The sequence below is a fragment of the Marinobacter psychrophilus genome (genome assembly GCF_001043175.1).
Classification (GTDB): domain Bacteria; phylum Pseudomonadota; class Gammaproteobacteria; order Pseudomonadales; family Oleiphilaceae; genus Marinobacter; species Marinobacter psychrophilus.
The window spans coordinates 2,208,288-2,234,699 of sequence record NZ_CP011494.1; the positions used below are offsets into that span (position 1 = coordinate 2,208,288).

Sequence of the window (26,412 nt, forward strand, 5' to 3'; positions counted from 1 at the left end):
TGTCGCTACCGGCCATAAAGTCAGCAAAAGAGTCAGGCTGTGTCGCCGTCATCGCAACCATTTGAAGGATAAATTTATGTCCGTAGAAAAAATCTTTGAGAAGCTGGAACAGAGTTTTAACGCCGAAGCCGCGCAAGGTCTGGAACTGGTTTTTCAATTCAATATTGAAGACGACAAAACCTACCACTTGGTGATTAACGACGGCACCTGCAAGCTCCACGAAGGCGCCCACGACGACCCTTCCGTTACCCTGATCATGAATTCCGAAACCCTGGAAGACGTCGTTTCTGGTGAAACTGACGGCATGCAGGCGTTCATGGCTGGCCAACTGCGCGCCGAAGGCGACATGATGTTGGCGACCAAACTCGGCGACCTGTTTAAGATGGGCTAGGTCTGTCCGCGTTTAAAAAAACCTGCCATGTCGGCAGGTTTTTTTCGTTCCGGGTTTGCGAAATCGTCGGTTCTAAAGACGAACTTCGTCCAAAGACGTTTTCGCCAGGCGTAACAGGTCGGCATTTCCGGGCTCGTGCTTGCCAATGTTGCCAATGTAGTATTCGAGGGATGTCAGAGCATCCGCCATGGCTTCCAGCACCTGTTCGGATGGCGGCTCGCGGTTGTCCAAAAGCTGGTGCTGTATGGCATCACCAACACGCTCCAGCAATTCAGCGGCATCCGGGTCGTTAATCATCACCAGTCCACCCCAAATGGTGTGCAGGGTGGTGGGCACGTTAGCCAGGTGCAGTTTGTCGTAATCCGATTCAATGAACGCTGTTATCGCTCGTTTGGCTAGAGTCAGCGCGTTACGGGCTTCATCCGCGACCACCCACACGGCTTCGCGCAGGCACAGTGACTCTTCACGGCTATCAGACGGGTTGACGCTTGCCATATCTGCATCGTTGGAAATGCCACGGTTGGCAATCTGCAACACAACTTCTTCAATACCAAGCACAGAGTCCGCCAGACTGTGCAGTTCGGTTTCGTCTGGCAGACGCGTTTCGCGCTCCAGCTGCCGCAGCTTAACGGCTTCCTTGTTAGCGGTTGTAGCCAAACGCTTCAAGTCCAACATAACCAGCGTGTTAGCCAACTTTTCCAAGGTCTCGGCAATCGATCCCAGTTCGGCCAAGTCCGGCTCGATACCACGCTCAATAATGTCCAGTTTGTCTTTTAGCTGGTTTAGCTCATCCTGCATTGCTTCTGACAGGGACTTGAGCACGTCACTGCCCGGGCCATAAAGTTTGCGGGAATGAGCTTCCAGAATCGCGTCCGAAAATTCTGTCGGCGCCAAGCGAAAGGCTTGAAGCACCTGCGCGACTTCGGGATTGGCCGAGCCGCTGCAATGCAACAGGTACACCAGATCGGTAAGCAAGTCGTCAGGTATTGGTTTATTGGCAGAATCAGCACCCACGTAAACCAGTTGGCGGGCGTATTTCTCAACCGCCATGAACAAGCGTTTACGAGCCTTGGAAAACATCATTGCACGGTCAAGCATGGTATCGGCAACAATTTCCACCAGGCACCATAGCTGACCTTGGGGTTTGCCGTTGCACAGCCGCGCAAAACCACGAGCGGCGCGGCTGATGAGCTTCTTTGTGACTGCGTCGTTGCGTTCGTGCAAAATGCCGAGCAGCGCCACTTGGTAGGTCAAGCGCATGCGCCGGGCCATAATGTCGTAGTTTTTGGTGTAGTCGGCGACGGGCCGCAGTTTCATGCCTTTGCAGAAGTCCGGACGTTGCGCAAGGTCAAGCTTGAAATGCCAGGATTCCGGGTAAACAGCTTCGTTGCGCGCTTCGCGCAGTTCGTTGATCACCGGTAACAGCAGATTGGGGTGGTCCTGACGCTGATTGTGGTGGTATTCCACGTATCGGCGCAATACAAATAAGGCTTTGTTGAGCGTGGTTAACAGAATATTTTTGTCGGTGGCTGCACCCACTGGAACGTTATTACAGGTGCTTACCGCCTCCTCGCAGAGCAAGGTCCCGCCACGCAGCTCCACCAGTGTGAAGATTCCCCGCAGCTGGTTCAGACAGTCCAGGCAGTTTTGCAGATCTTCTTCACTCTCCCGGTTTTCCTGAAAGCGCGCAAGGCCGTTTTCAGCCTGCCGGATGGTTTGCTCGATTTCACTTTTAACGAGATCGAATGACTGCGATTTCGTTGCCAGAGACGATTGCACCATAACTTACGCTTCCCTGTTGACCCTGCGGTGGCACCGCACGCTGTTTAACCGATTACATCAAAAAATGTCGTAACGTTCTTCAGTTATAACACAATTTTCACGCCACTCAACCAAGGCGTCAGGGTCAGGTAATTTCTTTCTACCCAGTTTGCTACGCAGTTCCTGATGCAGTTCTCATTCTGCTCCCAGAACCTGGCTCCACACAGTCGAGCCAGCTTTCTTTTCCATCATCGCCATAAACTCGCGATGGGCCAGATCTTCATCTGCACTGGCACGAATCACCTGCAATGCATCGCGGGCGGCCTGCACCCGGCGGATACCATCGCCGTAGGCACCCTCACCTGAGCCAGAATCCAGCAACAGCGCGGTTTGGCCGCCTGTTAACAGCAAGTACACATCGGCTAGAATTTCCGCATCCAGCAAAGCACCGTGCAATTCGCGATTGCTGTTGTCTACTCCGTAGCGTTTGCACAGCGCGTTCAGGTTGTTTTTTTGACCGGGGTGGCGCTTGCGGGCAATGGCCAGAGTATCAACAATTCCGCAGTGTTCGGCGGTTTTGCGTCCGCCGTCAAGACGGCCAAATTCGGCGTCCATAAAGCCGACGTCAAATGCTGCGTTGTGGATCACCAACTCCGCGCCGCGGATAAACTCAAAAAATTCATCAGCAACAACCGCAAACAGCGGCTTGTCTGCCAGAAACTCATTGGTGATGCCGTGTATGGCAACCGCTTCGGCTTCTACTTCGCGGCCAGGATTTACGTAAACATGATAGTTGCGCCCGGTTAATGCTCGCTCAACCAGCTCTATGCAGCCAATTTCGATAATCCGATGGCCTTCGTTGGGGTTAATACCGGTGGTTTCGGTATCAAGTACAATTTGTCGCATGCAGTTACCCTTTACTACTTTACGTTGAGCCGGTTAACCGTTCAGTTCTTCAACGCCCTGATTCGCCAGCTGGTCAGCCAGTTCGTTATCCGGCACGCCGGCGTGCCCTTTCACCCAATGCCAGTTTACCCGGTGGCGCTCACTTTGTTCATCCAAAGCTTTCCACAGATCGTCATTTTTAACCGGCTTTTTAGCCGCCGTTTTCCAACCGTTGCGTTTCCAGCCGGCCAGCCACTCGGTGATGCCTTTCCGTACATATTGAGAGTCGGTGTAGAGCTCTACGTCACAATCGCGCTTCAGCGCTTTCAGCCCTTCAATCGCGGCCATCAGCTCCATGCGGTTATTGGTGGTGTGCTGCTCGCCACCGTGCAAGGTTTTGCAAACCTCGCCCCAGCGTAGCACCACTCCCCAACCGCCGCGCCCTGGGTTGCCCTTGCAGGCGCCGTCGGTGTACATAATCACGTTACCGCTCATTCACTCTCCTGATCATTCTTATGGCTAGTACGCGCCACTCCCACCGGGCGACTACCCGCCAGGCGTATAACCTTGCTTTTACTCCACGCACGTCGGCCAGGCGTGCGTGCCAATTCACGCTTGCGCGCAAGGATACAGTAATAAGCGCCGCCCGGCATAAATCCGCTAGGCTGCTGCTGCACCGAATTACGTGCCCAGCGCTGTAACGGTAGACCGTAAAATCGGGTCACCGAATGTTCTATCTGAAAGCCCAATAACCGCAACCAGTCTTCCATTCGACCTGCTGGTATAAAAAGCCCGCCCCAAGGACCGCCCGACGGCCTGCCAAAGCGCCCGGACAAAAGTCGGCGCAGGCCCCAAACACTGAATGGATTAAAACCGGTAATGGCAATGCAGCCCTCTCCCCGTAACACCCTTGCCGACTCCCGCAGAACCTGATGGGGGAAACGGGAAAAATCCGCCGTGTGGGGCAAAATAACCAGATCCATCGAATCACCGGGAAATGGCAGTTCATCCGCGTCGCAAACCGCAACCCCGCCAGAAATATCCGAATGCCATTGCGGCACGGTAATAATTCGTTGTAAAAAGTCGGTGCCGGTGGCGAGCGGCAGGCGATGGCTTACGCCGACCTGCAACTGACGGGCGCCGGTGTGGCTGGCCAATTTGTGGTCCAGGTACTGGCGCTGATCTGCAAGCAGAGCCCGGCCAAGCGGCGTCTGGAACCATTGCTCGAAGCTGTCATGGCGCGCCTGGTAATCAATAGCTTCTTCGAGTTTCACTATACTGCTGCTCCTGTTGGCCCTGCTTTTTAACCCCACTTTTAAACTCTAAAGCTAAGCCGTCGCACGCCACCCGGGCCTGCAAGTTTTGGGGTAAATCGATGAATGCTTTATCATAGCAGCCACATTAGCTAAGCACATGGGTGGGTTATGTTGACGATTTCTGCAATACCGGCGTTCAATGACAACTATATATGGTGTATCGCTGACCCGCACCGGCACAACGCCCTGATCGTGGATCCGGGCCAGGCACAACCTGTTCTGGACCACCTGGCGCAACAGGGCCTGACGCTTACCGTCATTCTAATCACCCATCACCACCCTGATCACGTTGGCGGTGTTAAAGCGCTGCGCGAAACGTATCCCGACTGCCGCATAATTGGTCCGGCCGACAGCCCGTTCAAAGGCAGCACAAACCCCATCCATCCTGGCGACACCGCGCTATGGGAGGGCATTACGTTCACCAGCATGGCGGTCCCGGGCCACACGCTGGACCATATCGCCTTTTTTACCGACGACACATCCATAACCGGGCGACCGCTGCTGTTCGCCGGCGATACTCTGTTCGTTTCGGGTTGTGGCCGGCTCTTTGAAGGAACACCGGCGCAGATGCGCCAATCCTTGGAAAGCCTGCGTCAGTTGCCTGATAACACAGCCGTCTATTGCGCTCACGAGTACACCCTGGCGAATCTCAGGTTTGCCCGCAGCTGGTTACCACAATCAAGTGCACTGGCCGAGTTTGAACAGCAATGCGAGCAGGCACGGGCGAACAACACGGCAACAGTGCCGTCCACCCTGGCTCAGGAAAAACGCCTGAACCTGTTTCTGCGTTGGGACGATCCAGACGTGATTCGTGTTGCAGAAAGCTATGCTGGTGAGCACAAACTACCCATAAACTGCCCAGACGACGTCTTCGCCGCGATTCGTCACAGCAAGGATCACTTTCGGGGCTAACAGATCAAGATAGGGACAGATTTAAAATCTGTCCCTGGTTCGTGGTTTTTGGCTCGGCAACACTAGGGGCAGATTTAAAATCTGTCCCTAGTGTGTACGATCCTCTCGCAGCGGTAACAATCGGTTTCTTGACCGCTGGTAAACCACACCCATAAACTCTCTCTACCTTTCTATTGGCAGCCAAAATCGCCGGACGCAATTTGCCACTGATTTGGCCCGCTATTTTCTCGGAACGTGTATTTATGTTGCCCAACCGATTATTAACTTGCCTGCTTAGCGCCGCTCTTATTGCTGGTTGCGCCAGTGAACGCTCCCTCAGCAGCGCTGATGACCCTCTCGATTCCACACATGTAGCTGTCGCCAGGGGTGATGGAAACTTTAAAGAGGCGGTCATCAAAGACCAAGTCCATGCCAGCCAAGATGACCCGTTAGACGACGCCATTGCCCCCGAACTAAAAGCCCAAGCCAGAACCGCCCGAAGTAAGCTAAACACCGCCAACATTGAACAGCCCGCAACACTGGCCGATAACGCGTTCGAAAACGGGACCAAGACCGAGAACACCGATTTGTGGCAACGCCTGCGGGATGGCTTTGCGCTGGATCATGAGGTAGACCAACCGCGGCTGGAACAGCAACTGGCCTGGTTTGCCAGTCACCCTCGCTACATTGAGCGGGTGATGGAGCGCGGTGGCCGCTACTTTCACTACATCGTCAGCGAGACCGAACGCCGTGGCCTGCCTACAGAACTGGCCTTGCTGCCCATTGTAGAAAGTGCGTTTGACCCGTTCGCTTACTCCCACGGCCGTGCCGCCGGGCTCTGGCAGTTTGTACCGGCCACCGGAAAATACTTCGGCTTAACCCAAAGCTGGTGGCACGATGACCGCCGCGATGTGATCGCTGCTACCGACGCTGCTTTAACCTACCTCGAACGCCTGAGCAAACGTTTTGACGGCGACTTCACGCTTGCGTTGGCTGCGTACAACAGCGGCGGCGGCACTGTTTCCAGCGCTATACGTCGTAATCAAAACGCTGACAAACCAACAGATTTCTGGTCGCTGAAGCTGCCGAGAGAAACCCGTCACTACGTACCGAAGCTACTGGCTCTGGCGAAAATCTTCGCCGATCCGCAAGCTTATGGCATCGATCTACCAGCATTGGCCAACGAGCCTTACTTCGCCGTGGTTGAAACCGGCTCGCAGCTAGACTTGGCCAAAGCCGCCGAACTGGCTGCGACCGATATAGACGAAATGTACCTGCTAAACCCATCATTTAACCGCTGGGCCACTAATCCCGATGGCCCACACCGTTTGCTAGTGCCCGTGGCCAGCGCAGAACGCTTTCGCAAGGCCCTGAAAACCTACCCGGTCAATCAACGTGTGTCCTGGCAAAACTACAGGGTGCGCTCCGGGGATAGCCTAAGCACCATAGCCCAGCGATTTGAAACCACCGCACCGGTCATCCGCAAGCTCAACAAACTCAACGGCGACACAATCCGTATCGGTCAGCGCCTGATGATCCCATCCGCAACCGGCGACAGCGAAACCTATGCCCTAAGCGCCGCCCAGCGTCTGGAACAGAAACAGTCGCGGCCGCGTGATGGCGACAAAGTCAGCTACCACGTTCGGTCCGGGGACACCTTCTGGGATATCGCCCGAGAACACCGGGTGAAAGTGCGTGAACTGGCTGCCTGGAACAGCATGGCACCCGGCGACCCACTGATCCCGGGCAAGAAGCTCGTGATCTGGTCGCAGAACGCCGAAACCACGGTGGCCAGTTCTGGTTCCAGTGCCAGTGCGCGGATCAAAGCCCTGGTGCGCAAAATCGGCTACAGCGTGCGCAAAGGTGATTCACTGGCGGCCATTGCTGGGCGCTTTTCGGTGAACATCAGCGACATCGCTGGCTGGAATGACCTAAATACCGAGCATTATCTGCAACCTGGGCAAAGTCTGGTACTCTACGTGGACATCCGTAACAGCCCATAACCGGGTCACCATAAACGTGGTTAAAACAACAAAGGTACCCATGATAAAAAGACGCTCGAATACATCATTGGCCCGGCTTTTTAACCACTTACTTTGTGTCGCCTCCATTGGCTTGGTGATGCTCGCAACGCCCCTGATGGCGCAAAACAGCGAAGCACCCCCAGCCGCAAACTCCGCGCCTTTTAACACTCCCCAGCACGGCATCGCCATGCATGGCGATACCAAATACCCACCGGGTTTTCCCCATTTCGACTACGTCAATCCCAATGCCCCGAAAGGCGACACTTTGCGCCTTGCAGTCGTTGCCAACGGTTTTGACACTTTCAACCCATTTCACTTACGCGGAGTGGCGGCGGCTGGCATCAGTGGTTATCTTTACGACACCCTGATGGAGTCATCCGCCGACGAGCCATTCTCAGCCTACGGCCTAATTGCCGAATCCATTGAAACACCCGCCGACCGCAGCTACGTGGTGTTCAACTTGCGCTCCGAAGCCCGTTTTCAAGACGGCGAACAGATTACCGCCGAAGACGTCGCATTTTCCTTTAACACGCTTGTTACTGAAGGCCACCCGTTTTTCCGCAACTATTACGCCGATGTCAGCAACGTAACCGTGGAGAGTCCCCAGCGCATACGATTCGATTTCGACACCACTAAAAACCGCGAATTACCGATGATTCTGGGCCAGCTGCCGATACTGCCGGCACACTACTGGGCAGATCGCGAATTCGGCGACAGCGGCTTAACGCCTCCACTTGGAAGCGGCCCCTATCGGATTGCCGAATTCGATGCCGGGCGGTCAGTGACCTATGAACGAGTGGAGGACTACTGGGCAAAAGATTTGGGCGTGCGCAAAGGCCGCTACAACTTTAACCAGATTCGCTATGATTATTATAATGACGACACAGTCGCGCTGGAGGCGTTCAAAGCGGGTAATTTTGATTTTCGCCTGGAGTCTTCAGCCAAAAACTGGGCTACCTCCTACACCGGGCAACGCTTCGAAAGCGGTGAAATTATCACCGAAGCCATTGGCCACCAGCGGCCAGCCGGCATGCAGGGTTTTGTGTTCAATACTCGAAAGGCCATTTTCAGTGACCCCAGAGTTCGCAAAGCGCTGACCTACGCGTTCGATTTTGAGTGGGCCAACCAAAACCTGTTTTATGACCAGTACATTCGTAGCGACAGCTATTTCGCCAACAGCGACTTGGCGTCTTCCGGCTTGCCCGAAGGCCGCGAGCTGGAAATTCTTGAACGCTACCGCGATTCATTGCCGCCACGGGTGTTCAATCAAGCCTATCAGCCTCCGGTGACCGACGGCCAACAAGGCGTGCGCGCCAACCTCAAAATTGCATTGGAGGAACTTCGCGCCGCCGGCTACAGCATCAAGAACGGCAAGATGGTACACAGTGAAACAGGAGAAACGCTGGCCTTTGAAGTGCTGTTGTTTCAGAAAACGTTTGAGCGAGTGGTATTGCCGTTCAAAAACAACCTGGCACGCCTGGGGGTAGACGTTACTGTACGCCTGGTAGACAGCAATCAGTACGTGCAGCGGGTTCGCTCGTTTGATTACGACATGACCACCCAAGTATTTGGCCAGTCTGACTCCCCCGGCAACGAGCAGCGCGACTACTGGCACTCCAATAGCCTAGATGTAAACGGTTCACGCAATTACGCTGGCGTGAATAACCCGGTGGTGGATGCATTGGTCGAGCAAGTGATTCAAGCGCCCGACCGCGAAGAACTGGTGTACCGCACCCGTGCACTGGACCGGGTTTTGTTAAACAACTATTACGTGGTGCCACACTGGTATCTGGCCAGTGACCGAGTAGCCTACTGGTCATATCTCAAGCACCCGGGACACGCTGCGAAAAACGGCGTCGACATCAACAATTGGTGGGTAGAACGCTAAATGGGCGTTTACATTCTGCGCCGGTTGGCGCTAATTATCCCCACTCTGATCGGCATTATGCTGCTCAATTTCGTCATTGTTCAGGCGGCCCCGGGCGGCCCGATTGAACAAATGATTGCCCAAATGCAGGGCCACGGTGGCAACACTCTGGCCCGTGCCGGAGGCGGCGACAGCAGCGGCGAAGTCGTCACCAGCAACGATAGCCGGGGTAGCCGGGGTATTCCAGACGAATTGCTGAAAGAAATCGAAGTCATGTACGGCTTCGACAAGCCCGCCCACGAGCGCTTTTTTAAAATGTTCAAGGACTACGCCACTCTCGATTTTGGCGACTCGTTTTTTCGTGATAAAAGCGTACTCGAACTGATTGTGGACAAAATGCCGGTGTCCATTTCCCTCGGGCTCTGGTCCACGCTTATTATCTATCTGATTTCTATTCCCCTGGGCATTCGTAAAGCGGTCAGTGACGGCTCACGCTTTGACGTATGGAGCAGTTCGGCAATTGTGATTGGCTATGCCATTCCCGGCTTCCTGTTTGCCATTTTGCTGATCGTACTGTTTGCCGGCGGCAGCTACTATGACTGGTTCCCCCTGCGCGGGCTTACCTCCAGCAATTTCGATGAAATGACCTGGTATCAGCAAGTGGGCGACTATTTCTGGCACCTGGCGCTGCCGGTGACGGCCAATGTGATTGGCGGTTTTGCCACGCTCACCCTACTCACCAAAAACTCGTTTATGGATGAAATCGGCAAGCACTACGTGGTCACTGCCCGCGCAAAAGGCCTGGAAGAAAAACAGGTGCTTTATGGCCACGTCTTCCGCAACGCCATGCTGATTGTGATCGCCAGTCTGCCCGGGGTTCTGGTGTCGCTGTTTTTCACCGGAGCCTTGCTGATTGAAGTTATCTTCTCCCTCGACGGTCTTGGGCTACTGGGCTTTGAAGCGGCCCTGAACCGGGATTATCCAGTGATATTTGGCACCCTGTTCATATTTACTCTGATGGGCCTGTTGCTGAAGCTGATCAGCGACATTACCTACGTATTGGTAGACCCGCGCATTGACTTCGAAAGCCGGGAAGGTGCCTGACCCGTGGCAACCTTGACCGCATCGTTCTCAAAGCTTACCCCCATACAGAAGCGCAGGCTCGCTAACTTCCGCGCCAATCGTCGCGGCTTTTGGTCGCTGTGGGTGTTTTTGCTGCTGTTCGGACTGGCTCTGATAGCAGAGGTCATTGCCAACGATTCGCCGCTGCTGGTGTCGTATCAGGGCCAGTTGTACGCCCCGGTTGTTCAGGATGTTCCAGAGGAAACTTTTGGCGGCTTTTTGCCCACCACTGCAGATTACCGCGACCCGTTTATCGCTGATGAAATAAACGCCCACGGCTGGATGCTGTGGCCACCCATTCGCTTCAGTTACAACACCATCAATTACAATCTGGACGTGCCTTCACCGGCGCCGCCCAGCGCCGAAAACTGGCTAGGCACAGACGATCAGGGCCGCGACGTTGCCGCCAGAGTTATTTACGGCTTTCGCATTTCCGTACTGTTCGGGCTGATTCTGACCCTGGCCAGCTGCGTTGTAGGCGTTACCGTAGGCGCACTGCAAGGTTTTTACGGCGGCAAAGTGGACCTGTTCGGCCAGCGTTTTATTGAAATCTGGTCCGGCCTTCCGGTGCTTTACTTGCTGATTATTCTGTCTGGCATTGTGCAGCCAAACTTCTGGTGGCTACTGGGTATTATGCTGCTGTTCAGCTGGATGGGGCTGGTAGATGTGGTGCGTGCCGAGTTTTTGCGCGCGCGTAATTTTGAATATGTGAAGGCGGCAAGGGCACTGGGGCTGGATAACCGGAAAATTATGTTCCGCCATATTTTGCCCAACGCCATGGTGGCCACTCTCACCTTTTTGCCGTTTATATTAACCGGCGCCATTACCGGACTGACCTCACTAGATTTTCTGGGTTTTGGTCTGCCTTCCGGTTCGCCGTCGTTGGGCGAACTGATTGCCCAAGGCAAAGCCAATCTACACGCCCCCTGGCTGGGTATCTCGGCGTTCGTGTCCCTGTCGGTGATGCTGACGTTGCTGGTGTTTGTCGGCGAAGCGGTGCGCGATGCTTTTGACCCGAGGAAAAACTGATATGGCGGGTCAAAAAACACAGCCGTTATTATCCATTAATGACCTGGCCATTAGCTTTAACGGCCAACCGCCGCTGGTGCGAGGCCTGGACATTCAGGTACACGCCGGAGAAACCCTGGCTCTGGTCGGTGAAAGTGGTTCTGGCAAATCCATTTCAGCGCTGTCTGTATTGCGCCTGTTGGATGCCCGCCACGTTAGTTATCCCAGCGGCGAGATTCTGTTCCACGGTGAAAACCTGTTAAAAGCCCCGGAAAACCGTCTGCGCCAGGTGCGCGGACGCCAGATCAGTATGATTTTCCAGGAGCCGATGACCTCGCTGAACCCGCTGCACACCGTGGAAAAACAAATCAGCGAAACACTGGCCTTGCACAAAGGCCTGCGCGGTGACCAGGCCAGGGCCCGCTGCATAGAGCTGCTGCAGTTGGTCGGTATAGACGATCCGAAAAGCCGCCTGGCCAGCTACCCGCACCAGTTATCTGGCGGGCAGAAACAGCGGGTAATGATCGCTATGGCGCTGGCCAACGAGCCGGAATTGCTGATCGCTGACGAGCCCACCACCGCACTGGACGTAACTGTTCAAAAGCAGGTCTTGGAACTGTTGCAGCAGTTACAGAAAAAACTGGGCATGGCCATTTTGCTGATCACCCACAATTTGACCATTGTGCGCCGCTATGCTGACCGGGTGGTGGTGATGGAACAAGGCCAGTTAGTGGAACAGGCCAAAGTTAAAACTCTGTTTACAACGCCACAGCATCCGTATACCAAGCGCCTGCTAGACGCCGAACCACCCGAATCACCGCCTGCCAGACCTGACATTGAAAATGCAACGCTACTGCTGCGGGTTCGTGAGTTGAATGTGCGTTTTACCACGGCCAAAACCCTGCTAGGGCGCGTAAAATCGAGCTTCCATGCGGTACAAGACGTTAATTTCGAGCTGGAGCGGGGCCAGACTCTGGGCATTGTGGGCGAAAGCGGCAGCGGCAAAACCACCATTGGCCACGCTCTGTTGAAACTGACAGCGGCCAGCGGTCATATTGACCTGGATGGCCAGCCCTTGGCGAACCTGAACCAGAAACAGTTCCGCCCTTTCCGCAAACGCATTCAGATTGTTTTTCAGGATCCGTTTGGCAGTCTTAGCCCGCGCATGTCGATTGCCGAGATTGTTCAGGAAGGGCTTGAAATTCATACGCCAGATACCCCTGAAGCCCAAGACGCGCTGGTGGTGCAGGCGCTGACGGACGTTGGTTTAAAACCGCAGGACCGCCACCGTTACCCGCACGAATTTTCCGGCGGTCAGCGCCAGCGTGTAGCCATTGCCAGGGCTCTGGTTTTGCAGCCGGATTTGATCATTCTGGACGAGCCAACTTCGGCTCTGGACCGAACCGTGCAAAAGCAAGTGATTGAGCTGTTACAATCGCTTCAGCGAAAATATGCGCTAAGTTACATTTTTATCAGTCACGACCTGGCGGTGGTTCGGGCGCTGAGCCACAAACTGTTGGTTTTGCAGCATGGCCGTATTGTGGAATATGGCAAAGCCGCCGAGATATTTGCCGCACCTGAACAACCGTACACACGGGAGCTGCTGAGTGCAGCCTTCTTTTATCAGAAAACTTTAGACTAATTGAGCCTTACGCCCAGCCATCAAACCGGGATAATGCCCGCAAATCTTGAACATAGCGTCATTCGTTTACAAAGCGTAACGCGTTAATATAAGGAGAACACCCATGGGAATTCTCAGTGGCAAAAGAGCCCTGATCGTTGGCGTTGCAAGCAAATTGTCGATTGCCTACGGCATCGCTGAAGCCTTCGCCCGCGAAGGCGCCGAACTGGCCTTCACTTACCAAAATGAAAAACTGCAGCCGCGGGTCGAGAAATTCGCCGCACAATGGGGCAGCACGCTCACCTTCCCTTGTGATGTTGCCAGTGATGACGAAATCAACAACGTGTTCACTGAACTTGGCAAGCACTGGGACAACGTCGACATCATCGTTCACGCCGTGGGTTTCGCCCCGGGCCACGAGCTTGACGGCAACTACGTCGACGTGACCACGCGTGAAGGTTTCCGCATTGCCCACGACATCAGCTCCTACAGCTTTGTAGCTCTGGCCAAAGGTGCTCGCGGCATGATGCACGAAGGCAGCTCACTGCTGACCCTGAGCTACCTGGGCGCAGAGAAAGTTCTGCAGAACTACAACGTTATGGGTTTGGCAAAAGCGTCCCTGGAAGCTAACGTACGCTACATGGCCGCCAGCCTGGGCCGCGACGGCATTCGCGTGAACGGTATCTCTGCCGGGCCGATCAGAACTCTGGCGGCGTCTGGCATCAAGAGCTTCCGCAAAATGTTGGCCGAAAATGCAAGGCGCGCCCCGCTGCGCCGCAACGTAACCACCAATGAAGTCGGCAACGCCGCGGCTTTCTTGGGTTCCGACCTGTCCAGCGGTATCACTGGCGAAATCATGTATGTCGATGCCGGTTTCAACATTACGGGTATGGGCGAACTGGAAGACGCAGAGATTTAAAGAATTGATCGATTGGGATCAGTTATGCAAAACGCCGGCTTATGCCGGCGTTTTGCATTATTCCATTCCTGACGGGCCTAATAACCTGACGGGCCTAATAAAAAGTGACGAAGGGTGATGCAAGCTAATAACGTCCGATCAGGCTTTCAGCATGGCCATAGCAACCGCCTCCAGCCATTCCACTGCATCTGTACCGCCCGATTCAAGCACCCGACAGCCAGCTAGGTAACCGGTCGGCGGCTCTGAAGCTTCTACCAGTTCAGGCTCGCACCAGACGATTTCCAACGTCAAATGGTAATCTGGCTGGCCGTCCACCAAGTGAATTAGAGCCGGAACAAAAGCCCCCACAGGCAACGAATAAGCGCTCCATAACCGCAACCCAGACGCGGACAGGTCCCGCACCGGACAGGCCAGAACCTGTTTCCGGTCGGTGTATTGCACAGACTCGGCGGTTTCAAGATGGATCACCGCTTTAGCCTGGGCGCAAAGGCGATAATCAAAACGATTATCCGGAGACCGAGCGTCATTCGCCAGGCCGAAAATATAGTCCTTGTCAGCCACTGTAATGCCCTCCCCTTATGCGGCCAACAACGTCGCTCAGCGTGTCGTCAAAATTCACACCGCTGCCCAGTACACGAATCTGTTCGGCCACAATGTACTCAACCAGTTCCTGCTCCTGTAGCTCACGTTGATTCAGCCCAAAACGGTCTACAAACACCATTTTACGGCGGGTACTCAGGCGCATGGCCAGCTTCATACGCTCAACGCCGGCTTCGGTAATCAAGGGGTCAAGAATCATAATCCAGTGCCCCGGTTTCAGCCCGAAAACCTGTTTTTCAGCCGTCCGCAGGCGCTCCTGCCAAGCCATTTCTTCTTGCGCCTTCGCCTTGTCAAGGCGTTGATCTTCAGCCTGAAGCTGCAAGCGCTCCACTTCTACTTTGCGCGCTTCCAGTTGTTGCTGGTGCTCCTCTTCGCGTTGCTGTCGCTCGCGACGCAACGCCTCTGCCCGAGCGTGCGCTAACGCTGCCGCAGTCGTCCGCTCGCGTTTCTGGTGCGCCGCTGCCGCGGCCAGAACCGCGAGTATCTGCATTAGTACACAGCTGAACGCCACACTGTCTTGCAAAGGTTTAATCTGGCCGCGCTCGCGCTGAGCACAAAACTCGCTGAAATCCTGAAAACCCAGCTTCACACCTGCGCCGTTAGTCCACAAAATTTCGGCGGTGTCGGGCAGAAAAGCAAAAAAGTAACGGCGTTGCTCGGCACTATCTTGATGTATTTCGTACCAGCGCCCGGAAGTTGCGTCTATTTCGGTGGCTGACGGGGTTTTTAAGCTCAACCAGCGCAGGTCAGCCGCTATAGCACCAATGCACGCATCTGTAGATTGTAGCTCACCGTTGCTGCTCTCGCGCATGCGTTCCATCATCGCCAGCTGGATGCGGTAAAGGGTGTTAGCTGACAGCGCCGAGTCCATGATGCACTGCCACACGTCTAGCAAACGGTCTGTCATCTGTTCGCCCACCTGGTACAGGCGGTCGCGCTGACCATCAGATAGCGCCGGGTCACCAAACCACACCAACCATTCCAACAGCTTGCGCCCGTGGCGGAAATCGCTGCCGTCCATACCGCCATCGCGCAGTGCACGGATTAACAGCGGCAACCAATACTTTTCAATAAACTCATTGAACGTGGCTGGCAAGCGCCGGCCGTGCAACGCCCGGCTAACCAGCGCCCGCGCGGTCTGGTCGGCATAACGCTGGCGGGCCGCACCCTGCTCCGTGGCCAACAGTCGATCATGTAAATGGTTGGTTTGATTTTTCTGACGCCGAATCAGTTCGCTCCAGCGCCGAAAAAAATCATCCGCATTTACGATTTCTTGCTGCACAAACGCCTCTGTTATGGCGACGGTCATGTCGCCCAGCTGGTCGGCCAGCACCCGCGCCGAACGTCCGGCGCCGGGGCTCCAACCACGCCAATACTGCAAGCCGTCAAACGCAGCCAGCAAGCTGTCACTGAAGGCCGCCGAACCCGTTTCATTCAGCTGCCAGGCTAAATAAAAACGTGTACGAGCCAGGCGGCGTACAAGTTCCAGATGAAAGCCACTGCTGGTCAGAAAGACATCCATCAACCGATCAGCCAAGTAGGCTGCATTAACCTGTCGTACGCTAAACACGCCGCCTTCGGCACTGATCAGGTCGTTCACCCTCCCATCGCTTTGCTGTTGCCAGAACTGAGCCATCAACGCGCGCCACGCATCGGCCTGAGTATCGCAGTCGCCACTCACCGGATACGGTAAATCCGGCACTCGAATATTGCTGAGCACCTGTTCCGTTGCACCGTAATCTGTCGCCTTCGCCTGACTGGCGGGTAGCTGTGACGGCTTTAAAGGCATGGATCTCCCACTTTCAAGAGCGTTGAAAAGGCCGGATAAATAACGCAGTATAACGGACTAGCCGAGGCTTTACCGAAAACCTCCAGTGCTCTTATCAGGGAATAATCATAACTATGTCAGGCACGAAATTAGAGAACCTGAACGTGGCGAGCCAGGAAACACTGATGCCGCCTGAAACACTTAAACAAGATCTGCCGCTTACAGACAAAGCAGCCGCCACCGTGGCGAAAGGTCGCCAGGATATCTACAACATTATGGACGGCACCGATCACCGGCTGTTTCTGGTGTTAGGCCCCTGCTCCATTCACGATGTTGATGCCGCTCTGGATTATGCCCGGCGCCTGAAAAAGCTGGCTGACGAAGTAAGCGACACACTGCTGATTGTGATGCGTGTCTATTTTGAAAAACCGCGCACCACCGTTGGCTGGAAAGGTCTGATTAACGATCCCCGGCTGGACGACACTTTTGATATTCAGCAGGGCCTCCACATTGGCCGAAAACTGCTTATTGATATCAGCGAACTGGGCCTGCCCACGGCCACCGAGGCGCTAGACCCCATTTCCCCGCAGTATCTTCAAGATGCGATCTCCTGGTCGGCCATTGGTGCTCGCACCACCGAATCTCAAACCCACCGGGAAATGAGCAGCGGCTTGTCTATGGCCATTGGCTTTAAAAATGGCACCGATGGCAATCTAGACGTTGCCGTAAACGCCATGAAATCCGTGTCTCACCCCCACAGCTTTTTGGGTATAAACCAGCAAGGCCAGGTTGCCATTATTCGCACCAAAGGCAACAACTACGGCCACGTGGTTCTGCGCGGTGGTGGTGGCAAACCTAATTATGATTCAGTCAACGTGGCCCTGTGCGAACAGGCTCTAGAGAAGTCTGGCCTGCGGAAAGCCATCATGGTGGATTGTAGCCACGCTAACTCCAGCAAAGACCCGGCTATTCAATCCCTGGTAATGAACGACGTGTCTAACCAGATTCTGGACGGCAACACCTCCATCCAGAGCCTGATGATTGAAAGCAACATCAACTGGGGTAACCAGTCGATCCCGCAGAATTTGGCAGACCTGAAGTATGGCGTATCGGTTACCGATGCCTGTATTGACTGGGACACCACCGAAAAAGCAGTTCACGAGATGCGTAACAAGCTCAAAGATGTGCTGCCAAAACGCGCCAGGGCTTAAGATAAAGGACCGACTTAACACCGCAGGGGCAGATTTGAAATCCGTCCCTGCGGTGTTCCCGGCTTTAATTTGAGTTAGCCGATCTTGTCCAGACTACGCATATACGGCTTCAGAACGTCCGGCACTGTAATGCTGCCGTCTTCCTGCTGATAGTTTTCCATCACCGCAATCAGAGCACGGCCAACGGCCAGACCTGAGCCGTTGAGGGTGTGCACTGGCTCTGGCTTGCCGGTTTCCGGGTTGCGCCAGCGCGCCTGCATACGGCGGGCTTGAAAGTCCCGGGTATTGGAACAGGAAGAAATCTCACGGAACTTCTGCTGCCCTGGCAGCCATACCTCCAGATCGTAAGTGCGAGCAGCAGAAAAACCCATATCGCCGCCACACAGAGCCATGGTGCGGTACGGCAACTCCAGCAGCTGCAATACTTTTTCAGCGTGGCCAGTCAATGCATCCAGCGCTGCGTCGGAATCTTCAGGCCGCACAACCTGAACCAGCTCTACCTTGTCGAACTGGTGCTGGCGAATCATACCACGGGTATCACGGCCGTAAGAGCCAGCCTCACTGCGAAAACAAGGCGTGTGACAGACCATTTTCAACGGCAATTCAGCGGCATCCAGAATGCTGTCGGCGATCAGGTTGGTCACCGGCACTTCCGCGGTGGGAATAAGGTAAAGCGGCTTTTCACTCTCTACACGGAACAGGTCTGCTTCAAATTTTGGCAGCTGGCCGGTGCCAAACAGTGCTTCGGCGTTCACCAAATAAGGCACGTAAGCTTCGGTGTAGCCGTGCTCTTCGGTGTGCAAATCCAGCATGAACTGCGCCAATGCGCGATGCAGGCGGGCCACTTGACCACGCATCACCACAAAACGCGAGTGCGCCAGATTCGTCGCCGTCTCAAAGTCCATTCCATTCAGAGCTTCACCCAGAGCAACGTGGTCTTGCGGCTCGAACGAAAACACGCGAGGCGTGCCCCAGGTGCGAAGCTCAACGTTATCATCGTCGTCTTTACCCGCGGGCACGCCTTCATCCGGTACATTCGGGATAGCGGCAAGAAAATGATTCAGTTCTTCCTGAAGTTCGCGCAGTTGGTCTTCGGCCTGAGATTTACGGGCTTTCAGGTCGTCTACTTCATCCAGCAACGGTTGTATGTCTTCGCCAGAGGCTTTGGCTTTGCCGATGGACTTGGATTTTTTATTCTGCTCGCCTTGCAGGGTCTCGGTCCGCACCTGAAGGCCACGGCGGCGCTCTTCCAGCTGCTCAAAGGCGGCGGTATCGAAGGTGAAGTTTTTGATGGCCAAACGGCGGGCAATTTCTTCGGTTTGGCTGCGGACGCGTTTTGGGTCGAGCATGATTATCCTGACTGGTCGGTTTAACAATGATTTTATGAAAGGCCGCCATTATACCGTCACGGCAGCCCGTGGCCAGTGCTTCAGCCTGATAGAAAGCCCAGCGCCTCAGCTACAGGCACCCTTAAACATAACCCAGTGCTTCAGCTATAGCGTTTGCGTGGGCTGGCGGCGTTCAGCTGGTCCAGGCGCTGGCGTTTTTCAGCGAGTTTGATTTCGAGGCCGCGAGCCACCGGCTCATAATACCGGCGCTTGCTAATGGCTTCAGGTAAGTAACCTTCACCGGCCGCAAAAGCGTCGGGTTCGTCATGAGCGTAACGATAAGATTCGCCGTGGCCCATGGATTTCATCAATTGGGTAGGTGCGTTGCGCAGATGTACCGGTACTTCGAAGTCTTTATCTTGGCGGATGTCAGCCATACACTGATTAAACGCCTTATAAACAGCGTTGCTTTTTGGCGCCATAGCCAGGTAAATCACCGCTTGCGCCAGCGCAAGTTCACCTTCGGGTGAACCCAGGCGCTCTTGGGTATCCCAAGCTTCGAGGGTCAGCTGCAGCGCCCTGGGATCGGCGTTACCTATGTCTTCACTGGCGATGCGCACCAGCCGGCGGGCCACGTATAGCGGGTCGCAGCCGCCGTCAAGCATACGGCACATCCAATAAAGCGAGCCGTCTGGATCAGACCCCCTTACCGACTTGTGCAACGCCGAAATCTGGTCGTAAAAAACGTCGCCGCCTTTATCGAAACGACGCAGACTGGTTTGCATCACCAGCTCAAGCTGGTCTTCACTGACGCTGTCGACACCGTCAACGTCTGGCTCCGCCAGATCGGCGGCCACTTCCAGAATATTCAGTGCCCTGCGGGCGTCGCCGCTGGCGGCGCTGGCCATCATCGCCAATACGTCCTCGGCTACCCGCAGGCGACCACCAAAGCCTTCCTCGGCGCTTAACGCGCGGATAAGCAAGCGCTGAATGTCGTCATCTTCCAAGTTTTTCAATACGTAAACGCGGGTGCGGGACAGCAGCGCACTGTTTAACTCGAAAGACGGATTTTCGGTGGTGGCACCCACAAAAATAAAGGTACCGTCTTCAATGTGCGGTAAAAAGGCGTCTTGCTGGCTTTTATTGAAGCGGTGAACTTCGTCCACAAACAGCAAGGTGTCCTGACCGCTGCCCTGCTTGCGTGCCCGCGCACGCTCAACAGCCGCGCGTATGTCTTTTACCCCGCTGAGTACCGCAGATACGCTTTCAAAGGCCAGGTCACTCACGTTAGCCAGCAATTGGGCGAAGGTGGTTTTGCCCACCCCGGGCGGGCCCCACAGAATCATTGAATGCAGCTGACCCTGTTCCACCGCCCGCCGTAGCGGTTTGCCGGGCCCAACCAGATGGGGCTGACCCACATAGTCTGCCAACCGAGTTGGCCGCATGCGTGCGGCCAACGGGCGAAATCCACCGCTAATGGCAAACAGGCTATCTTGCATTAGCTACCGTCACGGATAATATCCACACCGGCCGGGTAGTCCAGCTTGAATACCGACGCTGCTATATCCGCGTTCAGCACAATGTCATCAAAGCTCATAATACTGATTTGCGACAGGGAATCTTCCATTCGCATTTCCTGCAGCTGCCCGTCAAAAAACGACATCCGCAACGCGACGAACAGTGAATCCGGGCTTTTAGGCGTTAGCGTAAATTCGCGAATGTTGTCGCCCATCCTGCGGGTAGAGACGTCATAGGTCTGCGCCAGGTTATCCACCTCACCGCTCAGCAGCAAAGCCGGCGTGGCCTGCACATCGCTGTTTAGCTTGTGCACGGTAACCTGCTCCAGGTCTGGATCGTACACCGACACCTCGTCGCCGTTACTGACGATGTACTGGGCCATAGGCGCTTTGCTTTCCCAGTAAAACATTCCCGGACGCTTGGCCTTCATAGAGCCGTGGCTTTCCTGAACGCTCTCGCCGCCGTTGCCCACCACAATTTGAATAAAGTCAGCCTGGTATGTCTGGTAACCCCTCAACAACGCAGCCAGCTGAGTCGCCGCGTCTTTATGCAGTCCCTCTTTTTGTAAATCGTCACTGACAGCCGCCGTTGCCGCGCTGGTCAGAATCATTGCGAACAGCGCTGTGGCCAGCTGTTTCAAAACACCTGTTGTGCTTTTATTCGCCATATTGCCTGCTCCTGGGCACTAGTTCCGTGGAGGCGGCGGAGCCAATACTTCCCGCGCGCCGTTGTGGCCTGCCGAACTGACAACCCCCGAAGCTTCCATTGCCTCGACCAGGTTGGCGGCACGGTTATAGCCAATCTTTAATTTACGTTGAACCGACGATATTGATACCCGGCGGCCTTCTGTCACGAACGCCACGGCTTCATCGAACAAAGTATCCGTTTCGCTGTCATCGTCGTTCAAGCTGGGCACGCCAGGCAGATTTTCGCCTTCGGCGCCATTAAGAACGTCGTCTATGTATACTGGTGCGCCTCGGGCTTTCCAGGCACTAACCACCCGATGCACTTCATCGTCGTCGACAAAGGCGCCGTGTACCCGCACAGGCAAGCCAGATCCCGGTGGCAAGTACAGCATATCGCCGTGGCCTAACAGCTGCTCCGCACCGCCTTGGTCGAGCACGGTACGGGAGTCAATTTTTGACGACACCTGAAACGAGATACGGGTGGGAATGTTGGCCTTTATCAAACCGGTAATGACATCCACCGACGGCCGCTGAGTAGCCAGAATCAGGTGGATACCGGCGGCGCGAGCTTTTTGGGCAATTCGCGCAATAAGCTCTTCCACTTTTTTACCAACAATCATGATCATGTCGGCAAATTCGTCTATCACCACCACAATAGAAGGCAATGGTTCCAGTTCCGGCCGTTGCTGCTCGTCGTTATCCAAGTATTCGTCGGGCTTCCAGAATGGGTCTCGCAAGGGCTCACCGGCCTCCGCCGCTTCTTTTACCTTACGGTTATAACCGGCCAGGTTACGCACGCCCAAGGTGGCTAGAAGGCGATAACGCCGTTCCATTTCAGCCACACACCAGCGCAGTGCATTGGCGGCTTCTTTCATGTCTGTAACCACCGGCGACAGCAGGTGGGGAATGCCGTCGTAGATGCTCAGTTCCAGCATCTTCGGATCTACCATAATAAAGCGCACGTCTTCCGGCCCGGCCTTCAGCAACATGCTCAGCAGCATGGCGTTCACCCCGACCGATTTACCGGAACCGGTGGTACCTGCCACCAGCAGGTGGGGCATTTTCGCAAGGTTGGCCACTATGGGGTTGCCGCCAATGTCGTTGCCCAGAGCCATGGTCAGCGCAGAGGTAGATTCGGTAAATACCCGCGAACTCAATACTTCACTCAGCCGCACCATCTGACGGTATTCATTGGGAATTTCAATGCCTACCACAGATTTTCCGGGGATCACTTCAACCACCCGTACACTCAGCACCGCTAGCGAACGCGCCAGGTCTTTCGCCAGGTTGGAAATTTTGCTGACCTTAACGCCCGCCGCCGGCTTAATCTCGAAACGGGTAATCACCGGGCCGGGATTCACCTCGACTACTTCGACAGTGACCCCAAAGTCAGCCAGTTTTTCTTCCAACAGCCGCGACATATGTTGCAGGGATTCTTCGGTGTAGCCTTTTTCCTGCTGCTCCTCTGGCGGGTCTAACAGCGAGATAGGTGGAATCGGGCTCTCGATATCTTCCAGCAGCGAAGATTGCTTGCCGGCTCCATTACTGCCACCGGGCTTGCCCTGATCGTCTTTTTTAAACGGCGCGATTTTGAATGAACGGCCGGTGCCTTGGGAGCCACCTTGAGGCGTGCTGTTAGCGGAAGGCGCTGCAGATGTACGCGCTGGTAATCGCGATGCAGTTGCGGATTTACTAAGTTCGAAATCGCTGTCGTTGCCGCCGGCGCTCTCATCATGGGCACTGAAACTTTCAATACGCGCCGGCTCGTCGTCCGAATCGGCGCTCAAGTCAAGCCAGTCCTCGGAGTCATCGCTGCCCTCCGTTTCGGATTGGCCACGGCCGCCAAGCCCGGGAATGCGCTGCCACCAACGCACTCGTTTACTCGCTCTGTCCGCGCGAATCTCGGCATCAAACTGGTTTGAAGACTTGCCTTCAACCCTATAGTTTAAAAGCGGTGGCTGATAATCGTCGGCGGCTTCTTCAGCGTCTTCCCGGGCCGAATTGCGACCTTTAAACCAATCTTGTATCCGGGCGATTGCTCTCAGAGCGATGCCGCCCAACTGGTCCATCAGCCAGAACCAGGAAAGCCCAGTGGTAACGGTTAGAGCAAACAAAAATATGGCAATCAATACTAAAGTGGTGGCTGGCAGGTTAAAAAACTGCACCATAGCATCGGCTACCGCTATACCCATCACGCCGCCGGAAGATTCACCCAGACCGAAAAGAGAATACAGCGACAACAGACTGGTTGCCGACAGAAGAATCAGAATAAACCCGCCAAAACGCACGATTAACAGCGGCCAGTGGACGTCTTGGGATCGATTGCGAAGGCGGATCAGCAGCAACGCGTAGCCTGCAACCATGGCTGGAAAAAGCCATGCCACGTAGCCGAAGAAATTACGCAGCAGGCTGGCCAACCAGGCACCACTGCGGCCGGCGTGATTCAGCACCTGGGCATCATGCCCCACACTGGCCCAACCGGCGTCATTGGCGTGGAAGCTGAACAGCGCCATGCACAAATAAATTGCCAGGGCAATTAGCGCAATAACAGCGCCCTCGCGGGCGCCTTGGGACAACAGCTTGCGAAAACGCAGCTGTTTATCAGTCAACGGCTGGGCCGATGTGTCTTTTGCTTTTGCGCTTGCGGCCATGAAGACTCAGATGTTGCCATGACCGGGGTTCTGAAGGGCCTGAAAACCCCGGTCAAGATCGGCTTTCAAGTCGTCAATGGCTTCAATGCCTACCGACAGGCGAATCAGGTTTTCACTGATACCTGCCTGCTCTTTATCGTCGGGTGACAATCGCCCGTGGGTCGTTGTTGCAGGGTGGGTGATGGTGGTCTTCACATCGCCCAGATTGGCGGTAATAGACACCATGCGTGTGGCGTCAATAAAGCGCCAGGCCTCTTCCCTGCCCCCTTTTACCCGAAACGACAATACGCCGCCAAAGGCTTTTTGCTGGCGTTTGGCCAGTTCATAATGAGGATGCTGCGGCAGGCCGGTATAAAATACCGTTTCCACCGCGCCTTGCTGCTGCAGCCATTGGGCCAACTCTAACGCATTGTCACAGTGGGCTCGCATACGAATTGGTAAGGTTTCCAGGCCCTTCATGAACACCCATGCGTTAAACGGGCTCATGGTTGGGCCTGTTGCCCGCAAAAACACGAATATTTCTTCCAGCAGCGCGTGGGGACCTACAACGACGCCGCCTACGCAACGGCCCTGGCCGTCCAGATATTTGGTGGCGGAGTGGGTTACCAAGTCTGCGCCCAACGCCAGCGGCTGCTGCAGCACCGGGGTGCAAAAACAGTTGTCGACGACTAACAGCGCATCGTGGGCGTGGGCCAAATCGGCCATCTTGCGAATATCTGCCACTTCGCACAGCGGGTTAGACGGCGTTTCCAGAAACAACATCCGGGTGTTGGGCCGCATCGCCGCTTCCCAGCCGGCTTCGTCTGTTAATTTTACAAAGGTGGTTTCAACGCCAAATTTGCTCAGGTATTTCTGAAACAGCGAATTCACCGTGCCAAATACGTCCCGTGAACACACCACATGGTCACCCGCCTTCAGCAGCGCCATGCAGGTGCTGGTAATAGCGGCCATACCCGAAGCCATTGCCACTGCCCGTTCGCCGCCTTCCATCGCCGCAATGCGGTTTTCGAAAGCGGTCACCGTGGGGTTAGTAAAGCGCGAATAAATATTACCGGGCTCTTCACCGGAAAAACGCGCGGCCGCTTGCGCCGCGCTGGCGTAAACGAAGCTGGACGTCGGGAATATAGCGTCGCTGTGTTCCAGCTGGCCGGTACGAACCTGCCCCGCGCGCACCGCCAGGGTATCGCCAGACATGCCGTCCAGGTCTGATTCTGGTATCAAAACCGATTCTTCGCGGCAAAATGTCATTGTCTTCTCCTGGTCATGGTTTTCTGCTGGTCATAGCATTCTTGTGCTGTTTAGAGCATCAGTCTTCATCGTTATGCATGTCTATACTGCCGTTTTCGGTATCGCTCGTCACAGCACCGGAGCGGGTTGCATCGTTACGCTGGCCATCCAGGCGATCCAGATAGGCGCGATCAATATCGCCGGTTACGTATTCACCGGTAAATACCGAACATTCCCAGCCATCGATGTCATTATTGACATCGCTCACTGAGGTAATCAGGTCTTCCAGGTTCTGATACAGCAACCAGTCAGCGCCGATCAATTCGCGTATTTCTTCCACAGTGCGATCGTGAGCAATCAGCTCTTTAGCAGACGGCATATCAATGCCATATACGTTGGGATAACGCACCGGCGGCGCAGCCGAAGCAAAATACACTTTGCGAGCGCCGGCATCGCGGGCCATCTGCACGATTTCCTTGCAGGTGGTACCACGTACAATAGAGTCGTCGACCAGCATCACGTTCTTGCCGCGGAACTCCAGATCAATGGGGTTTAGCTTCTGGCGTACCGATTTCTTCCGCATGGTCTGGCCGGGCATAATAAATGTACGTCCAATGTAGCGGTTTTTGATAAAGCCTTCGCGGAATTTCACGCCCAGACGGTGGGCCATCTGCATCGCCGAGGTGCGGCTGGTGTCTGGTATCGGCATAACCACGTCGATATCGTGATCGGCGAAATCTTTCAGCACTTTATCCGCCAGCGTTTCGCCCATGCGCAAACGCGCTTTATAAACCGAGACTTTGTCCATGATGGAGTCCGGACGAGCGAAGTACACATGCTCGAAAATACACGGATAGAGCTTTGGCTGTTTGGCGCACTGCTCACTGTGAAAGGTGCCGTCGGTTTCAATATACACCGCTTCACCCGGCGCAATGTCGCGCACCAGGGTGAAACCGGAGGCGCCTAGGGCCACACTTTCAGACGCAATCATATATTCCTTGCGGCCGTCGCTGGCTAAGCGCACGCCATAACAGATCGGGCGAATGCCGTTGGGGTCGCGGAAACCGACGATGCCGTAGCCGGTAACCATCGCGATAACCGCGTAGGCACCACGGCAGCGTTCGTGTACAGAACGCACGGCGGCAAAAATATCGTCTTTGGTCGGGTGCAACTTGCCCAGTTTTTGGAGCTCGTGAGCGAACACGTTCAACAACACTTCCGAGTCTGAATTGGTGTTGATGTGGCGCAGGTCAGTGCGAAACAAGTCAGTACTGAGCTCGTCAGAGTTTGTCAGGTTGCCGTTATGGGCCAAAGTAATGCCGTAAGGACTGTTGACATAAAACGGCTGGGCCTCGGCAGAGCTCGCACTGCCCGCGGTAGGGTAACGAACGTGACCAATACCGACGTTGCCCACTAACCGGTGCATATGGCGGGTATGAAAAACATCGCGCACCAAGCCGTTATCTTTGCGCAGGTAAAAACGCTCGTCTTCGAAGGTCACAATACCTGCTGCGTCCTGCCCCCGATGCTGAAGAACGGTCAGCGCATCATAAAGCAACTGATTCACGTGCGAAGTGCTGACGATACCGATGATGCCACACATGGGTTAGAGATTCTC

General features: G+C 55.0%; 21 protein-coding genes. 9 read left to right on the forward strand and 12 right to left on the reverse strand.

What is annotated here, in order from left to right:
* Window positions 1-76 precede the first annotated feature (76 nt).
* Window positions 77-391, forward strand: a complete 315-nt coding sequence (locus tag ABA45_RS09940) for an SCP2 sterol-binding domain-containing protein (RefSeq protein WP_048385775.1) — start codon at window positions 77-79, stop codon at window positions 389-391.
* A 72-nt stretch (window positions 392-463) separates the two neighbouring features.
* Here ABA45_RS09940 and ABA45_RS09945 read toward each other — a convergent pair whose 3' ends face one another.
* From ABA45_RS09945 to ABA45_RS09960, 4 genes are all read right to left on the reverse strand, one after another.
* Window positions 464-2,173 carry a hypothetical protein gene (locus ABA45_RS09945; RefSeq protein ID WP_048385777.1) on the reverse strand — a complete coding sequence of 570 codons (1,710 nt, stop codon included), beginning with the start codon at window positions 2,171-2,173 and terminating at the stop codon, window positions 464-466.
* A 174-nt stretch (window positions 2,174-2,347) separates the two neighbouring features.
* Window positions 2,348-3,058, reverse strand: coding sequence for a DNA polymerase III subunit epsilon (gene dnaQ / locus ABA45_RS09950; RefSeq protein WP_048385779.1), 711 nt, complete (start codon window positions 3,056-3,058; stop codon window positions 2,348-2,350).
* A gap of 33 nt (window positions 3,059-3,091) precedes the next feature.
* Window positions 3,092-3,532, reverse strand: coding sequence for a ribonuclease HI (gene rnhA, locus ABA45_RS09955; protein WP_048385780.1), 441 nt, complete (start codon window positions 3,530-3,532; stop codon window positions 3,092-3,094).
* Window positions 3,529-4,311: a class I SAM-dependent methyltransferase gene (locus ABA45_RS09960; RefSeq protein ID WP_048385782.1), complete on the reverse strand. Its 783-nt coding sequence runs from the start codon at window positions 4,309-4,311 to the stop codon at window positions 3,529-3,531. The genes rnhA and ABA45_RS09960 overlap by 4 nt, the downstream gene beginning before the upstream one ends.
* Window positions 4,312-4,461: 150 nt before the next feature.
* On the opposite strand from ABA45_RS09960, the gene gloB reads away from it, so the two are divergent.
* The 7 genes from gloB to ABA45_RS09995 all read left to right on the forward strand — a co-directional run bounded on the left by gloB (window position 4,462) and on the right by ABA45_RS09995 (window position 13,805).
* Window positions 4,462-5,265 carry a hydroxyacylglutathione hydrolase gene (gene gloB, locus ABA45_RS09965; protein ID WP_048385784.1) on the forward strand — a complete coding sequence of 268 codons (804 nt, stop codon included), beginning with the start codon at window positions 4,462-4,464 and terminating at the stop codon, window positions 5,263-5,265.
* Window positions 5,266-5,507: 242 nt separating this feature from the next.
* On the forward strand, window positions 5,508-7,247 hold the full coding sequence (locus ABA45_RS09970) for a lytic transglycosylase (protein WP_048388938.1): 1,740 nt from the start codon (window positions 5,508-5,510) through the stop codon (window positions 7,245-7,247).
* 40 nt (window positions 7,248-7,287) lie between these two features.
* Window positions 7,288-9,156 (forward strand): extracellular solute-binding protein, encoded by a 1,869-nt coding sequence (locus tag ABA45_RS09975; protein ID WP_048385786.1) that lies wholly within the window; start codon window positions 7,288-7,290, stop codon window positions 9,154-9,156.
* Window positions 9,157-10,239 carry a microcin C ABC transporter permease YejB gene (locus ABA45_RS09980; protein WP_048385788.1) on the forward strand — a complete coding sequence of 361 codons (1,083 nt, stop codon included), beginning with the start codon at window positions 9,157-9,159 and terminating at the stop codon, window positions 10,237-10,239.
* Window positions 10,240-10,242: 3 nt separating this feature from the next.
* The gene (locus ABA45_RS09985) at window positions 10,243-11,286 is read left to right on the forward strand and encodes an ABC transporter permease (RefSeq protein ID WP_048385789.1); all 1,044 of its coding nucleotides are present in this window, start codon (window positions 10,243-10,245) and stop codon (window positions 11,284-11,286) included.
* A 1-nt stretch (window position 11,287) separates the two neighbouring features.
* Complete coding sequence (locus tag ABA45_RS09990) at window positions 11,288-12,907, forward strand: ABC transporter ATP-binding protein (RefSeq protein WP_048385791.1); 1,620 nt, start codon at window positions 11,288-11,290, stop codon at window positions 12,905-12,907.
* A 103-nt stretch (window positions 12,908-13,010) separates the two neighbouring features.
* A complete protein-coding gene (locus tag ABA45_RS09995; RefSeq protein WP_048385793.1) occupies window positions 13,011-13,805 on the forward strand; it encodes an enoyl-ACP reductase FabI in 795 nt (264 codons plus the stop codon).
* A gap of 138 nt (window positions 13,806-13,943) precedes the next feature.
* Here the strand turns inward: ABA45_RS09995 and ABA45_RS10000 are convergent, their stop codons facing one another.
* Both ABA45_RS10000 and ABA45_RS10005 read right to left on the reverse strand, forming a co-directional pair.
* Entirely contained in the window at window positions 13,944-14,366 is a 423-nt protein-coding gene (locus tag ABA45_RS10000; RefSeq protein ID WP_048385795.1) for a PilZ domain-containing protein, read from the reverse strand.
* Entirely contained in the window at window positions 14,359-16,194 is a 1,836-nt protein-coding gene (locus ABA45_RS10005) for a DUF1631 family protein (protein WP_048385796.1), read from the reverse strand. Before ABA45_RS10005 ends, ABA45_RS10000 begins: the two co-directional genes overlap by 8 nt.
* A gap of 113 nt (window positions 16,195-16,307) precedes the next feature.
* On the opposite strand from ABA45_RS10005, the gene ABA45_RS10010 reads away from it, so the two are divergent.
* Complete coding sequence (locus ABA45_RS10010; protein ID WP_048385798.1) at window positions 16,308-17,384, forward strand: 3-deoxy-7-phosphoheptulonate synthase; 1,077 nt, start codon at window positions 16,308-16,310, stop codon at window positions 17,382-17,384.
* Window positions 17,385-17,458: 74 nt separating this feature from the next.
* Here the strand turns inward: ABA45_RS10010 and serS are convergent, their stop codons facing one another.
* From serS to purF, 6 genes are all read right to left on the reverse strand, one after another.
* Window positions 17,459-18,733: a serine--tRNA ligase gene (serS, locus tag ABA45_RS10015; RefSeq protein ID WP_048385800.1), complete on the reverse strand. Its 1,275-nt coding sequence runs from the start codon at window positions 18,731-18,733 to the stop codon at window positions 17,459-17,461.
* 140 nt (window positions 18,734-18,873) lie between these two features.
* Window positions 18,874-20,211 carry a replication-associated recombination protein A gene (locus tag ABA45_RS10020; protein ID WP_014871411.1) on the reverse strand — a complete coding sequence of 446 codons (1,338 nt, stop codon included), beginning with the start codon at window positions 20,209-20,211 and terminating at the stop codon, window positions 18,874-18,876.
* Entirely contained in the window at window positions 20,211-20,897 is a 687-nt protein-coding gene (gene lolA / locus ABA45_RS10025; RefSeq protein WP_048385802.1) for an outer membrane lipoprotein chaperone LolA, read from the reverse strand. The genes ABA45_RS10020 and lolA overlap by 1 nt, the downstream gene beginning before the upstream one ends.
* Window positions 20,898-20,915: 18 nt before the next feature.
* A complete protein-coding gene (locus ABA45_RS19610) occupies window positions 20,916-23,567 on the reverse strand; it encodes a DNA translocase FtsK (protein ID WP_048385804.1) in 2,652 nt (883 codons plus the stop codon).
* A gap of 6 nt (window positions 23,568-23,573) precedes the next feature.
* Entirely contained in the window at window positions 23,574-24,815 is a 1,242-nt protein-coding gene (locus tag ABA45_RS10035) for an O-succinylhomoserine sulfhydrylase (RefSeq protein ID WP_048385806.1), read from the reverse strand.
* Window positions 24,816-24,873: 58 nt separating this feature from the next.
* Window positions 24,874-26,397: an amidophosphoribosyltransferase gene (purF, locus tag ABA45_RS10040; RefSeq protein ID WP_048385808.1), complete on the reverse strand. Its 1,524-nt coding sequence runs from the start codon at window positions 26,395-26,397 to the stop codon at window positions 24,874-24,876.
* Window positions 26,398-26,412 lie beyond the last annotated feature (15 nt).

Bases quoted from the DNA above. Each gene is read 5' to 3' on its own strand.
- rnhA (WP_048385780.1), bottom strand. From the start codon at position 3,532: ATGAGCGGTAACGTGATTATGTACACCGACGGCGCCTGCAAGGGCAAC.
- ABA45_RS10035 (WP_048385806.1), bottom strand. From the start codon at position 24,815: ATGACATTTTGCCGCGAAGAATCGGTTTTGATACCAGAATCAGACCTG.
- lolA (WP_048385802.1), bottom strand. From the start codon at position 20,897: ATGGCGAATAAAAGCACAACAGGTGTTTTGAAACAGCTGGCCACAGCG.
- ABA45_RS09940 (WP_048385775.1), top strand. From the start codon at position 77: ATGTCCGTAGAAAAAATCTTTGAGAAGCTGGAACAGAGTTTTAACGCC.
- ABA45_RS09970 (WP_048388938.1), top strand. From the start codon at position 5,508: ATGTTGCCCAACCGATTATTAACTTGCCTGCTTAGCGCCGCTCTTATT.
- purF (WP_048385808.1), bottom strand. From the start codon at position 26,397: ATGTGTGGCATCATCGGTATCGTCAGCACTTCGCACGTGAATCAGTTG.
- ABA45_RS10005 (WP_048385796.1), bottom strand. From the start codon at position 16,194: ATGCCTTTAAAGCCGTCACAGCTACCCGCCAGTCAGGCGAAGGCGACA.
- ABA45_RS09990 (WP_048385791.1), top strand. From the start codon at position 11,288: ATGGCGGGTCAAAAAACACAGCCGTTATTATCCATTAATGACCTGGCC.
- gloB (WP_048385784.1), top strand. From the start codon at position 4,462: ATGTTGACGATTTCTGCAATACCGGCGTTCAATGACAACTATATATGG.
- ABA45_RS09995 (WP_048385793.1), top strand. From the start codon at position 13,011: ATGGGAATTCTCAGTGGCAAAAGAGCCCTGATCGTTGGCGTTGCAAGC.
- ABA45_RS10020 (WP_014871411.1), bottom strand. From the start codon at position 20,211: ATGCAAGATAGCCTGTTTGCCATTAGCGGTGGATTTCGCCCGTTGGCC.
- ABA45_RS09980 (WP_048385788.1), top strand. From the start codon at position 9,157: ATGGGCGTTTACATTCTGCGCCGGTTGGCGCTAATTATCCCCACTCTG.
- dnaQ (WP_048385779.1), bottom strand. From the start codon at position 3,058: ATGCGACAAATTGTACTTGATACCGAAACCACCGGTATTAACCCCAAC.
- serS (WP_048385800.1), bottom strand. From the start codon at position 18,733: ATGCTCGACCCAAAACGCGTCCGCAGCCAAACCGAAGAAATTGCCCGC.
- ABA45_RS09945 (WP_048385777.1), bottom strand. From the start codon at position 2,173: ATGGTGCAATCGTCTCTGGCAACGAAATCGCAGTCATTCGATCTCGTT.
- ABA45_RS19610 (WP_048385804.1), bottom strand. From the start codon at position 23,567: ATGGCCGCAAGCGCAAAAGCAAAAGACACATCGGCCCAGCCGTTGACT.
- ABA45_RS10010 (WP_048385798.1), top strand. From the start codon at position 16,308: ATGTCAGGCACGAAATTAGAGAACCTGAACGTGGCGAGCCAGGAAACA.
- ABA45_RS09975 (WP_048385786.1), top strand. From the start codon at position 7,288: ATGATAAAAAGACGCTCGAATACATCATTGGCCCGGCTTTTTAACCAC.